This is a genomic window from Kribbella sp. NBC_01245 (assembly GCF_036226525.1).
Classification (GTDB): Bacteria; Actinomycetota; Actinomycetes; order Propionibacteriales; family Kribbellaceae; genus Kribbella.
In genome coordinates this window covers 888,112-901,124 of sequence record NZ_CP108487.1, presented here as the reverse complement: position 1 = coordinate 901,124, position 13,013 = coordinate 888,112, and the positions used below count along the sequence as shown (strand labels likewise).

Annotated in this window: 11 protein-coding genes; 8 read left to right on the top strand and 3 right to left on the bottom strand. The window is 66.5% G+C overall.

Translation table 11 applies throughout. The features are described from left to right. Positions 1–2 precede the first annotated feature (2 nt). From OG394_RS03815 to OG394_RS03795, 5 genes are all read left to right on the top strand, one after another. Positions 3–1,058, top strand: a complete 1,056-nt coding sequence (locus OG394_RS03815) for a carbohydrate ABC transporter permease (RefSeq protein WP_328993430.1) — start codon at positions 3–5, stop codon at positions 1,056–1,058. Positions 1,059–1,062: 4 nt separating this feature from the next. After that, on the top strand, positions 1,063–1,956 hold the full coding sequence (locus OG394_RS03810) for a carbohydrate ABC transporter permease (protein ID WP_328993429.1): 894 nt from the start codon (positions 1,063–1,065) through the stop codon (positions 1,954–1,956). Positions 1,957–2,358: 402 nt separating this feature from the next. Beyond that, positions 2,359–3,225 carry a hypothetical protein gene (locus OG394_RS03805; protein ID WP_328993428.1) on the top strand — a complete coding sequence of 289 codons (867 nt, stop codon included), beginning with the start codon at positions 2,359–2,361 and terminating at the stop codon, positions 3,223–3,225. A gap of 59 nt (positions 3,226–3,284) precedes the next feature. Next, positions 3,285–6,524, top strand: a complete 3,240-nt coding sequence (locus tag OG394_RS03800; RefSeq protein WP_328993427.1) for an AfsR/SARP family transcriptional regulator — start codon at positions 3,285–3,287, stop codon at positions 6,522–6,524. Further along, entirely contained in the window at positions 6,517–7,272 is a 756-nt protein-coding gene (locus tag OG394_RS03795; RefSeq protein ID WP_328993426.1) for an aminoglycoside phosphotransferase family protein, read from the top strand. The genes OG394_RS03800 and OG394_RS03795 overlap by 8 nt, the downstream gene beginning before the upstream one ends. Positions 7,273–7,303: 31 nt before the next feature. Here OG394_RS03795 and OG394_RS03790 read toward each other — a convergent pair whose 3' ends face one another. The 3 genes from OG394_RS03790 to OG394_RS03780 form a co-directional block, all read right to left on the bottom strand. Next, positions 7,304–8,083: a hypothetical protein gene (locus OG394_RS03790; RefSeq protein WP_328993425.1), complete on the bottom strand. Its 780-nt coding sequence runs from the start codon at positions 8,081–8,083 to the stop codon at positions 7,304–7,306. Next, positions 8,080–8,601: a SigE family RNA polymerase sigma factor gene (locus OG394_RS03785; RefSeq protein ID WP_328993424.1), complete on the bottom strand. Its 522-nt coding sequence runs from the start codon at positions 8,599–8,601 to the stop codon at positions 8,080–8,082. The genes OG394_RS03790 and OG394_RS03785 overlap by 4 nt, the downstream gene beginning before the upstream one ends. Positions 8,602–8,720: 119 nt before the next feature. Beyond that, on the bottom strand, positions 8,721–10,064 hold the full coding sequence (locus OG394_RS03780) for a UDP-N-acetylmuramoyl-tripeptide--D-alanyl-D-alanine ligase (protein ID WP_328993423.1): 1,344 nt from the start codon (positions 10,062–10,064) through the stop codon (positions 8,721–8,723). 339 nt (positions 10,065–10,403) lie between these two features. Here OG394_RS03780 and vanH point away from each other — a divergent pair, with 339 nt between their 5' ends. From vanH to vanX, 3 genes are read left to right on the top strand one after another with little or no spacing between them, the layout of a single operon-like run. Next, positions 10,404–11,366 (top strand): D-lactate dehydrogenase VanH, encoded by a 963-nt coding sequence (gene vanH / locus OG394_RS03775; RefSeq protein WP_328996795.1) that lies wholly within the window; start codon positions 10,404–10,406, stop codon positions 11,364–11,366. Further along, positions 11,357–12,388, top strand: coding sequence for a D-alanine--(R)-lactate ligase (gene vanA, locus OG394_RS03770; RefSeq protein ID WP_328993422.1), 1,032 nt, complete (start codon positions 11,357–11,359; stop codon positions 12,386–12,388). Before vanH ends, vanA begins: the two co-directional genes overlap by 10 nt. Further along, positions 12,385–12,993, top strand: coding sequence for a D-Ala-D-Ala dipeptidase VanX (gene vanX, locus OG394_RS03765; protein ID WP_328993421.1), 609 nt, complete (start codon positions 12,385–12,387; stop codon positions 12,991–12,993). The genes vanA and vanX overlap by 4 nt, the downstream gene beginning before the upstream one ends. Positions 12,994–13,013 lie beyond the last annotated feature (20 nt).

Below are 13,013 nucleotides of genomic sequence, written 5' to 3'. Positions count from 1 at the left end.
CCGTGAACCCGACCATTGGATGGATCCGCCAGCTCGCGGAATCCTGGGGAGTCCCCGCGGTCCTGGTGCCGCTGGTCCCGTTCCTGGTCCTGCTGGCCGTCCTGTACGCCGTCATCGGACTGGCGGCGTACGGGGCGAAGCGCAACTGGCCGCGGGCCGACAAGACGATCGCGTTCTGGCTGTTCATCTCCCCCTGGCTGATCGGGTTCCTGGTTTTCACCGTTGGCCCGATGATCTCCTCGATCTTCGTCAGCCTGACCTCCTGGGACCTGATCACCCCACCGAAGTTCGTCGGGGTGGCCAACTACACCGAGGCGTTCCAGGATCCGCGGGTCGGGCAGGCGATCAAGGTCACCCTGCTGTACGCGCTGATCAGCGTGCCACTGCAGACCGCGCTCGCGTTCCTGGTGTCGCTGCTGATGAACGTGGACCTGCCGGGCATCAGGTTGTTCCGCACGATCTGGTACCTGCCGAGCCTGGTGTCCGGTGTAGCGCAGATCGTCCTGTTCCTGTGGGTGTTCAACCCGCAGTACGGCCTGGCCAACGACTTGCTCGGCAAGATCGGCATCCAGGGGCCCGGCTGGTTCAGCGACGCGTCCTGGGCGTTGCCGGCGGTGATCCTGATGAGCCTGTGGACCGTCGGCGGTGCGATGGTCATCTATCTGGCCGGCCTGAAGGACGTGCCGACCACCCTGTACGAGGCCGCGGCGCTCGACGGGGCGGGCGTGCTCCGGCTGTTCTGGCATGTGACGCTGCCGCAGCTCAGCCCGATCATCCTGTTCAACGTGCTGACCGGGATCATCGGCGCGCTGCAGATCTTCACCCAGGGCTTCGTCGCCAACGGCGGCCCGAAGGACTCGCTGCTGTTCTTCGTCTACTACCTCTACGACAACGCGTTCCAGAACTTCCGGATGGGCTACGCGTCGGCACTGGCCTGGATCTTGTTCGTCATCATCATGGCGCTCACCGCCGTGACCCTGCGAGGCAGCGCGTTCGCCATCTACTACGAGACCGACATGGGCGGCCGGCCCCGCCGTCTGCGCGTGAGGAAAGGCTGAACCCATGGCAGTGCTGGTCGAGACCGCTCCCCCGCGGCAGGTGACAACGAGCCGCCGCGCCGACCGCCCGTACTGGCGCCGCAACCTGCCGCTCACCCTGATCCTGTACGTCGTCCTCGTGCTCGGGTCGCTCGCCTTCGTCTACCCGTTCCTGTGGATGATCGCGACGTCGCTGCGATCGCTGGCCGGGGTCGGCAGCGCCGGCGCGAGCATCTGGCCGAGCGAGTTCCGCTGGGACAACTACACGCGGGCGATCACCTCGTTCCCGTTCTGGCGCTACGCGCTCAACTCGGTGCTCACCACGCTCATCCCGATCGTCGGCACAGTGCTGTCCTGCGCCCTCGCCGGGTTCGCCTTCGCCCGGCTGCGGGTTCGCTTCTCCGGTGTGGTCTTCGCGGTCGTGCTGGCCACGATGCTGCTGCCCGGCGAGGTGACGATGGTTCCGCAGTTCATGCTGTTCAACAACCTGGGCATGATCGACACGCTCTACCCGCTGATCCTGCCCGCGTTCTTCGGCTCCCCGTTCTACATCTTCCTGTTCCGCCAGTTCTTCGCCCGGATGCCCGTCGAACTGGCCGACGCCGCGGTGGTGGACGGGTGCGGCTGGTTCCGGATGTTCTGGCTGGTCTATCTGCCGCTGGCACGGCCGGCCGTCGTCGCAGTCTCGATCCTGCTGTTCATGGGCTACTGGAACAACTTCCTCGGGCCGGCCATCTACATCAACTCCGACCAGTGGAAGACCCTCCCCCTCGCTCTGGCCGGCTTCCAGTCGGTCAACGGCACCGACACCCCGTTGCTGATGGCAACCTCAGTGCTCATCACGCTTCCGTGCCTGCTGATCTTCTTCCTCGCCCAAAAGCAGATCACCAATGGCATCACGTTCACCGGCGGCCGATGAGCCCGATTCGGTGCGGTGGGAACGGTGTGGTCGCCGCCCGATTGGGTGGCGACCACACCGACCTGGAGAAGGGGCTGCCTGGATCTAGCCCCCGGCCATCCACGGCGTCTAGCACGTCGCCGTCGCAGCCGCCCTCCTCCTGGTCATCGCCCCCGTAGCCTCATGCCGAAGCGGAGGCCGAGCACTCACCAGTGAACACAACAGGCCTTTCTGCGGCCTTTCCGTTCGCTTGCCGGCCCAGGTGGACCGGCCGCCAGTCCGTGAGACGCCCATTTCTACTGGCTTTCCGGATGATTTCCGGGCGCTGAAGGCGCCTATTGCCGGCGGTCGGACCCGGATAGCGTCCCGCCGTGTCGCTCGGCGGCTGCTGACGGGGTCCGCCCATAAACCAAGGAGTTCGCGATGGCATCTGAAAGCAATGGCTTATCCCGGCGCGGTTTGCTGATTGCCGGCGCGGCTGGTCTCGCCGGGGCCGGCGGGCTGATCCTGCCCGGCCGGGCGGCAGCCACCGAGCCAGGCCAACCCGCGGTATCCAGCGAACCCGCCGGACTTCCCGAGCCCGGCGCGATGGTCCCGATGGGCATGATCACGAGGAATTATCTCGGCTCGGCCGGCTGCCATCTTGCCTACGAACCGACCGGCAACACCACGAACTTCACCTTCGAGTCGGGCTTCTACAGCCAACTGGCCGCCTGGAAGGAGTACATCAACAACAACACACCGGACTCCTGGGGCTGGGCCGAGACGATCTATTCCTACGGCGCATACACCGACAAGCCGGGTATGCACGGACAGGGCCGGGCCTTCGACATCGGCAGGATCAAGTACCTCAACAGCGACGGCAGAACGCAGTGGATCAGCATGCGGTACGACGTGTGGCGCAACTACGCGAACGCGGATTGGTGGAAGCGCCGCTACTGGGGCACGGCGGCCGGCCTGATGCGCCGCTTCCGCCACGTCATCACCTACATGGACAACGGGGAACACTGGAACCACATCCACGTCGACAACGCGATCTACGGCGAGCTGGACGACTGCTACTACAGCACCGGATCGTCGTCACAGACGTACATCGTGCAGGCGGCCTGCCGCCAGGTCTGGGGTCTGTCCACCGGCATCGACGGCCAGTGGGGCTCACAGACCGAGTCCCATTCGACCTCCGTGCTGCGCCGAATCGGCCGATCCAGCGGCACCATCACCAACAGCGCCAACTTCGAGGCGTTCTGCACGGCCTCCTTCCGCAAGGCGGTCGGCACGCAGGCGTACTGACCGGCCGATCCTGAGCCGAGCCCCCATCGGTAGCCGATGATGGGGGCTCGACTCGGGAGGTGGCCGTGCGGTTCATGGTGCTGGGGACTGTCCAGGTGATCAGCGATGGACAGGTCAGGCCGATCTCCGAGTTGCGTCGCCGCCTCCTGGCCGTGCTCCTGGTCAACGCGAATCGCCCGGTATCGGTCGAGACTCTGGTCGGCGCGCTCTGGGAAACCGGCGCGCCGCAGCGACCGGCCAACAGTCTTCAGGTCCATGTGCACCGGCTCAGGCAGGTGCTGGATCGGCCAGAGCGGCTGCGAGGTGTCTCGGCTGGTTATCAGCTGGAGGTCGGCCCGGACGAACTGGATGCGTTCGGTTTCGCCGCCCTCCATTCGTCGGCCCGGAACGCCGTGTCGGTGGGCGACCTCGAGCGCGCCGTGGCCGCTTTCCGCGAGGCGCTGGGGTTGTGGCGAGGCGCGCCGTACGGCGATGTCGCCGAGACGCAATTGGTCACCCCGGAGGCCAACCGGCTGGCCGAGACGAGGCTGATCGCCGCCGAGGAGTTGTACGACGCCGAGCTGGCGTTGGGCCGGGCGCGCGAGATCGTCCCCGAGCTGACCGAGCTGGTCGCCGCCTACCCACTGCGCGAGCGGATCATCGGCCAGCTCATGCTCGCGCTGTACCGATCCGGCCGGCAGTCCAGGGCGGAGGTGACCTACCAGGCCGCCCGTCAGCGGCTGGCACGCGACCTCAAGGCCGTGCCCGGCCGGGAGCTGCGTGAGCTCTTCGAGTCGATCCGCGCTGAGGATCCAGGCCTGGACACACCACGGCTCGCCCCTGCCGATGACCCGGGACCGATGCGGCAGCCGGCCCAGCTGCCACCCGCGCCAGGCGCCTTCCTCGGCCGCGAAGCCGAACATGCCGAGCTGGACCGGATCACGGCCACCGACGATTTCGGTGGTCTCGTCGTACTGACAGGCATGGCAGGTGTGGGCAAAACCGGGCTGGCCGTCCATTACGCACACCAGGTCGCGGACCGATTCGGCGATGGTCAGTTGTACCTCGACCTCCGCGGACACTCGCCGGATCCGGCACTGGACCCGCTGGAGGCGCTGGGTCACCTGCTCCGCGGGCTGGGCGCCCACCGCGTTCCGGAGACGGTCACGGACGCCGTCGTTGAGTACAGGTCTCTGGTCGCCGGCCGGAAGATGCTGGTGCTACTGGACAACGCGGGTTCGACCGAACAGGTTCGGCCGTTGCTGTCGGCGGGTTCCGGCTCCCTCACGTTGATCACCAGCCGCAATCGGTTGTCCGGCCTCATCGCCCGGGAAGGCGCACACCGGATCAGCCTCGGCACTCTGGATGCCGCCTCGGCCCGGGATCTCCTGGTCCGCCTCCTCGGCAGGCAGCGGATCGACGCGGAATCGCAGCACATCGCCAACCTGGTCCAGGCCTGTGCGGGCCTGCCGCTGGCGTTGAGAATCGCCGCCGCACAGCTGGCCGACGAGCCCCATCGCCCAGTCGCCGACTACCTCCTCGAACTCCGTGAGCGTGGGCTGTCAGTACTCGCTCTGGAAGACGACAAGCAGTCCGCCGTCGCTGCCGCGTTCGATCTGTCCTACCACCATCTGGAGCCAGGTGTACGGCGCGTGTTCCGGCTGGCCGGCCTCATCCCCGGCCTGGATTTCACCGTGGACGCGGTGGCCGCGTTGAGCGCGTCGACCGTGGCTGACGCGCGGGCCGCCCTCCGGAAGCTGACCGGCGCTCACCTGCTCGACGAGCATGCCGCCGGTCGCTACCGCTTTCACGATCTGCTCCGGAGCTACGCGGCACAGCGTGCCTTCACCGAGGAGACCGAGGATGAGCGGGCCGAGGCGCTCAACCGGCTCAACACCTGGTACTACCGAGGCAGGGAGGCCGCCGCCGACCTTCTCATCGCGTGGCGCCTCGAACCACCCTGTCCCCCGCTGCCCGAGGTACCGCGGGTGCGCTTGGCGTCAAGGGGCGAAGCGATCGCCTGGCTGAAGTCCGAGTTCCAGAACATCTTCGCCGCCATCCGTGACTGTGCGGACAACGGTCCCGCGCACTGGTGCTGGCATCTCGCCCTCGGCGTGGTCACCGACATGGAGCGGCACGGACACGGCGGCGAGGTGCTGTCGATGCTGGACATCGTCGTGGCCACGGCCCGGTCCGCGGGCGACCAGCACGCCATCGCTTTGTCCCTTGGAGAATTGGGCATGATCGGCAGTCTGGCCGGCCGGCCGTTGTCGTCAGAAGAGATCGCCGAGATGCTCACCGCCGCCGAGAACTCCCGCGACGACGCTGTGTCGGGCTTCGGCCTGTACGTCGCCGGCGCCGTCCAGGTGCGGAGTAACGACGCGCCTGCCGCAAAGGACTACCTGACGCGAGCGCTGGAGGCTCAGGAACGCGCCGGTGACACCGCCGGCCAGAGCCTGACTCTGCTCCACCTGGGCAACGCCGCCTTCACCGAAGGAGATCTCCGCAGCGCGGTGGATGCCCTCGAGCGGATGGTCCAGCTCTCCGGCGACCAGTTGCCGAGTCTGACGATTGCCGGCCTGTTGAACATGTGCCACGGGCGGATCGCACTGGGTCGACTGGACGGAATCGGTGACCTGCTGGACCGAGCCCGGCAGTTGGCGGAGCAGCTGCAGGACGACGCGTGGGCATGTGTGCACGCCTATACGCGGGCGACCTGGTACCGCGAAGCCGGCCGCGTCCAAGAAGCCCAGGACCTTCTGCTGGCCGCCGGACGCCGTGCCGATGAGCTCGACCTGCTGCGGCTCCGGATCCACATCCGGAACGAGCTCGGCTACTGCCGGCTGGCCCTCGATGACCAGGTCCAGGCGCGCGCCGAGTTCGAGCAAGCCGCCGAGTGGTCGGACTCCGAGCTGCTCCGGGAGTACCGCACCCATGCGATCCGCGGACTGGCGCTGGCCGACCTGGCCGAGTCGGCCCTGGTCGCCGCCGAATCCCGGGCGCGCGTCGCGCTCGAACTCGCCGCCGGCGCGAACCGCCTGCACGAAGGCGAGGCGCTCGTCGTGCTCGCGCGGGTCCAGCTGGCCCTTGGCCGCCCCGACGCCGCGATCGAGTACGGCGAACAGGCCCTGGCGATCCAACGGGAGACCGGCTACCTCCTCGGCACCGCTCGCGCACACCGTGTCCTGGGCGAGGCCGGATCCGGGCCGGATCACCTCGCCGAGGCACTTCGCCTGTTCAAGGCATTCGGCTCGCCCGAGGCCACCGCCGTACGAGACATCTTGAGCCGAATGAACGGGCAGTATGTGCGGCATGGATGAGCGACTGGAGGGTGGGTTCGACGGCGGAGCCTCACTGGTCGATGGCGTGGTACGGCGCACCGCGGGAGCGTGGACGTCATCGGTCCATGCGCTGCTGGCTCATCTGGAGGCTGCCGGGTTCCCGGGGGCGCCCCGCGCGCTGGGAGTGGATGCCGACAGGCGGGAGATGGTCAGCTTCCTGCCCGGTCAGACGGTGGGGAACGCGCGGCCCTGGCCGTCGTGGACGCATGGTTCGCCTGCGTTGATGGACGTTGCGCGGTGGCTGCGGCGCTATCACGCGGCTGTTGCCGACTTCGTTCCGCCGGCAGACGCGTGCTGGCGCGAAGGGGAGGCGTGGCGCCCGGGCATGATCGTCGCGCACAACGACGCGGCGCCGTACAACGCGGTGGGGAACGCCAACGGCCTGGTCGGATTCGTCGACTGGGACATGGCGGGGCCGGTGCGCCTGGAGCTGGATGTCGCCTGGGTCGCATTTTCCTGGACGCCACTGCACGCCTCCCACGTCGTGGCCGCCGAAGGCTTCACCGACCTCGACTCGCGGATGCCCCGGCTGGCGCTCTTCCTCCGCGAGTACGGCTGGCAAGGCACCACCGGCGACATCCTCGACCTCATCGCCGAACGCCTGACCCTGCAGCTCGCCTTGATGACCCAAGCCGCCGCCGTCGACCCCACCTACCAGCGGATGCTGACCGCCGGTCGCGACCACGACCTGACGGTGGCCCTCAACCAACTAGCCGACCTTCGCTGACCCACGGGAGGCGCACGGCCCAGCCGGATCGTCAGGGTTTGACGGTGATTTTGCTCGCGATCTCGATCAGGCGTTTCGGGGACAGCACCGGCTTGGTGAAGTTCTTGTAGGGGAACCGCACGGTGCTGCTGATCATGATCTGCGTACCGTTAGGGCGGACCAGCCGCACACCGTGAACGACCGCCGACTTGTCGGTGCTGCTCTTGACGAAGGCGTAGGAACCGTCCGGCAACTTCCTGATCGCATCACAGGGGTCGTCCTTCTCGTACTCGGACTCGCAAACCCACGGGGTGCCGAAACCGGCCTTCCGGTCGACCATCTCGACGTGTACGACGACCAGCTCGGCCCCGTCGCGCAGGCGGTGGCCGGCGACGGCACTGTGGTGCGGGGTGAGACCCCTGTTGCTGCCGTACCAGCCGAACTGGCGCACCTGGGCCTGCGGGTACTTCTTCAGCTCGGGGGTCAGCTGCTTCAGCTCGCTGGCCAATCGCTTGGACTGCGGCGATTCGCTCTCCGACGGGAGGTCCCATCCGTCCGGGAGCCCCCACGGGAACTTCGGCGCTTTGGCGACAGGCTCGCCGGGGAGGTCCAACGGAGGGCTGCCCAGAACGACGGGTTCGGACTGCTGCTGTGTGACGGCGTAGGTGCCGGTGGCGGCCGCGATCGGCAATGCCAGGGCGACCACGACCACTGCCGTACGACGTCGGGCTCGGCGGCGACCGCGTGTGAGCTGCAGATCGACGTCGACGTCGACCGGTGGATCCTGGTCGACCAGGTCGGCCAGCAGAGCGCGGACTTCGCGGTCGGTCATAACGCCTCCTCGTAATCGGTGCGAGTGGTCACGCCTGCCGGCAACAGGCCCCGGATGGAGTCGATGGCCCGGACTGTCAGGGACTTCACGGCGCCTGCCGAACATCCGAGGACTTCGGCGGTCTGTTCGATCGACAGGTCGTCGTAGTACCTGAGGACGAGTACTGCGCGCTGCCGTGGCGGCATTCGGTCAAGGAGGCGGCGGAGATCCTCCCGGTGGTCCAGGTCGGTCGTTGCCGGCGCGGACGCTGTCTCCGGCAGCAGGTCGGTCGGGTGTTCGCGCCGAGAGGGATGGCGTTTCTCCTGCAGGAAGACCCGCACGAGGATTCGCCGTACATAGGCATCCGGGTAGGCGGCTGCGCGGACTTTGCGCCAGGAACCGTACAACTTCAGGACGGTCATCGAGACGAGGTCCTCGGCCTTGTGCCAGTCGCCGGACAGCAGATACGCCGTACGCAGCAGCGCCGCTTTCCGGGCGATCACGTAGTCCCTGAGATCGGCCTGCTCACTTGCCTTCATCCGCTCCCCTTCGCTGCTCCTCTGCCTGCATAGATGCCTGGCAGGGCGCAGGAAGTTACGGCAGGACGCGGCAATCCCTAGCTGCAGGCCCCACCGCCCGGCTCGGCGGGCCCACCAAACTAGGCGAGTGCGGCGGCGACCTCGTCGAGGCGCGCCTCGCGGGAGGCCTTGACGAGCACCACGTCGCCGACGGCGAGATGGCCACGCAGCCAGTCGACGGCCGCGGCGTTGTCGGCCAGCGCCACTGCCCGCTCCCCCGCGCCGTCGGCGATGGGCCGGGCGCCCTCGCCGACCGAGACCACCACGTCAGCCCGGGAGGCGGCGTACTCACCGACGGCGCGGTGCTCGGCCTCGCTGTCGTCACCGAGCTCGAGCATCTCGCCGAGGACGGCGATGCGGCGCCCGCCCTCGACCGCCGCCAGGGCGTCCAGGCCGGCGCGGGTCGTTTCGGGATGGGCGTTGTAGGAGTCGTTGAGCAGTGTCGCGCCGACCGCGAGGTCGCGTAACTCCAGGCGCCACTTCGACAGCGAGGCGGTGGCAAGCGCCGCCGCGGCCACGTCGAGGGGTACGCCGGCCGCCAGCCCCACCGCCGCGGCAGCCGAGGCGTTGAGCGCCTGGTGGGCGCCCACGAGCGGCAGCGCGACCGGGACCGAGGCGTCGGCGGTCCGCAACGTGAAGGACGGCCGTCCGAGCCGGTCCAGCGCCAAGTCGAGCACTCGTACGTCGGCGTGCTCCGCCCGGCCGAAGGTGAGCACCGGGCCGTCGGTGAGCGCGCGCATGGCGACCACCCGGGGATCGTCGGCGTTGAGTACGGCGGTGCCGCCAGGCGCCAGCCCCTGTACCAGCTCACCCTTGGCCTTGGCGGTCGCCCCGCGCGAACCGAACTCGCCGAGGTGGGCCTGCCCGACGCTGAGGACGACGGCGATGTCGGGCGGGACCAGGCCGGTGAGTTGGGCGATGTGGCCGATGCGGCGGGCTCCCATCTCGAGGACGAGGAGCCGGGTGGCCGCGTTGGCGCGCAGCATGGTGAGCGGCACGCCGAGCTCGTTGTTGAGCGAGCCGATCGTGGCGATCGTGGGCGCGACGCTCGAAAGCACGGCCGCCAGCAGGTCCTTCGTACTGGTCTTGCCTTGCGAGCCGGTCACCCCAACGACGGTCAGCCCGTCGCGCAGCCGGGCCACAACGTGAGCGGCGAGCGCCTGCAGCGCGGCTTGGGCGTCCTCGACGACGACGGTGGGAAGCGGCGTGGGCCGGGAGCCGAGCACGGCCGCCGCGCCGGCCCGGCCGGCCTGGTCGGCGTAGTCGTGGCCGTCGACGTGCTCACCGGCGAAGGCAACGAAGAGACCGCCGGGCTCGGTCTGCCGGCCATCGAGCACGGCTGGCGCGGTCACCGTCACGGCGTCGTCGCCCTCGACCGTCCCGCCGACAACCGCCGCGATCTCGTCGAGCCTGAGCGGAATCATGCCCAACCGCCCTGGGTGCCGGTATTTGCGCGCTCTCGCCGCCGCTGGGCTCCGATGCGCAGAGCGCGGATCACGAAGACGGCGGCGAGCGCGAGGAGGCAGAAGGTATTGGTCACGCCTCCAGTGAAGGAAATGTGGTGTTGCCAGCAGGTATGCGGTTTTCGATATGCCGACGATATGCTACCGCGGGGTAATATTTCGTCGGCGTATTGAAAACCGCATACACGCTGGCAACACCACGCCGCTTTGACTCGGCGCATGACCTACAGCGAATCAGCACGAATAGCCGACAGCCGCGCGCGGCCGCTGGCGTCGTGGGCCTCCTCGGCGGTTCCCAGAATGGGAATGACGATCTACGGTTGCGGGCCGGACGAGGCGGATCTGTTCCGGGAGCTGGCGCCTCGCTTTGGCGTCATGCCGACCATCACAACGGCGGCGGTCTCCGAGGCCACTATCGAGCTGTCAATTGGCAATCGATGCATCAGCGTTGGCCACAAAAGCCAGATCACCAACCCCACTCTTCTTGCGCTCAGCCAAGCCGGTGTCGCGTACATCTCGACCAGAAGCATCGGATACAACCATCTCGACGTGACGTACGCGGAGCGTGTCGGCATTTCCGTCGGGAACGTCGCCTATTCACCCGACAGCGTGGCCGACTACACCTTGATGCTGATGCTGATGGCGGTGCGGCACGTGAAATCCACTATCAGGCGTGCCGAGGTGCATGACTACAGATTGAGTGATGTCCGCGGGAAAGAATTGCGCGATCTGACCGTGGGAATCGCTGGAACAGGTCGTATCGGCGCAGCGGTCATGGCCAGGCTGCAGGGCTTTGGCTGCCGAATACTTGCCTACGACAACCACCCCAGCACCTCCGCTGAATACGTTCCTCTCGATGAGTTGCTAGCGCAGAGCGACATCGTGACGCTTCACACGCCGCTAACCGCCGACACCCACCATCTCCTGAATCGTGCGCGTATCGAGCGACTGAAGCGCGGCGCCTTCCTGGTCAACACCGGCCGCGGTTCACTTCTCGACACCGAGGCCCTTCTCTCAGCCCTGGAGAGCGGCCGATTGGGCGGTGCGGCGCTGGACGTCCTCGAAGGAGAGGAAGGAGTCTTCTACGCGGACTGCAGAAACAAACCCATCGAAAGCCAATCGTTGCTGCGGTTGCAAAAACTCCCGAATGTGCTTATTACTCCACACACCGCCTACTACACAGACCACGCCCTGCGCGACACTGTCGAAAACTCTATCGCCAATTGTCTGAAATTCGAGAGCAGAAAGCAGCAATGGATATGAAGATCGGAATCTTGTTCGGGGGCTGTTCCGAAGAACATCCCGTCTCGGTCAAATCTGCGCAAGAGGTCGCAAAACACCTCGATACCGAAAAGTACGAACCGTTCTATATCGGGATCACGAAGAGTGGCGCCTGGAAGCTGTGTGACGGCCCAGGCGAAAACTGGGAAGACGGCCGTCCAGCCGTGCTCTCACCGGACAGGAGCGCGCAGGGGTTGCTTGTCCTGCAGCAGGGGCTATACGAGACGATCAGTCTGGACCTGGTGTTGCCCGTCCTGCACGGCAAGCTTGGCGAGGATGGTGCGATACAAGGCCTGCTGGAGCTCTCCGGCATCCCCTACGTGGGCTGCGATGTTCAAAGTTCCGCTCTGTGCATGGACAAATCCCTTGCTTACGTCGTCGCCGCTAGTGCGGGAATCGCAACGCCGAACTTCTGGACCGTCACGGCGAAGGAGGATATCGATCCTGACCGGCTCACTTATCCCGTCTTTGTGAAGCCGGCCCGCTCGGGTTCATCTTTCGGTGTCAGCAAAGTGTCCCGAAAAGAAGAACTGCCGGCCGCGTTGGACACCGCGAGACAGTACGACTCCAAGGTGCTGATCGAAGAGGCTGTGGTCGGCAGCGAGGTCGGCTGCGCCATATTGGGCAACGATGGCGATCTGGTTGCCGGCGAGGTAGATCGAATCGCGTTGACTCACGGCTTCTTCAGAATCCACCAGGAGGAGGAGCCGGAAGTCGGTTCCGAAAACTCGACGCCGATCGTCCCCGCGGACATCCCCGCGGAGACACGCTTGCTTGTTCAGGAAACCGCAAAAGCCATCTACCGTGCCCTGGGATGCAGCGGACTGGCCCGGGTGGACATGTTCCTCAAGGAAGATGGAACGGTTGCCCTCAACGAGGTCAACACCTTGCCTGGCATGACTTCCTACAGCCGCTACCCGCGAATGATGGCAGCCGCAGGTTTGCCGCTCTCCGAGGTGATCGACCGTTTGGTGTCGCTCGCGTTGACGAGGAGTAGACGATGAAGGGTGATTTCGTCTTCGTAGACGAGCTTGCGGCCGAAGTGCGCTGGGACGCCAAGTACGCCACCTGGGACAACTTCACCGGCAAACCGGTGGACGGATATCTGGCAAATCGAATCGTCGGTACGAAGGCCTTGTGCGCGGCCCTGGAAAGGGCGAGCGAAAAGGCCGAATCCGCCGGCTTCGGTTTGCTTCTCTGGGATGCCTATCGCCCGCAACGCGCCGTGGATTGCTTTCTGCGCTGGTCGAGGCAGCCGGAGGACGGGCGGACGAAGCCACGGCACTATCCGAATATCGAGAGAGCCGAGATGATCCACCAAGGATATGTGTCCGCCAAGTCGGGCCACAGCCGGGGCAGCGCCGTTGACTTGACGCTCTATCACCTGACCACTGGTGAACTCGCCCCGATGGGCGGCGATCATGATCTGATGGATTCGATCTCACATCACGGAGCAGCAGGGATCACGCCGACCGAAGCGCAAAACCGTCAGTACCTCTGTTCGATCATGGAGGCCTGCGGCTTTAGGCGGTACGACAGTGAGTGGTGGCACTACGCGCTGAAAGAAGAACCCTACCCGGATACCTATTTCGATTTTCCCATCGCCTAGTCGAGCCGCAGGGCTCCGCT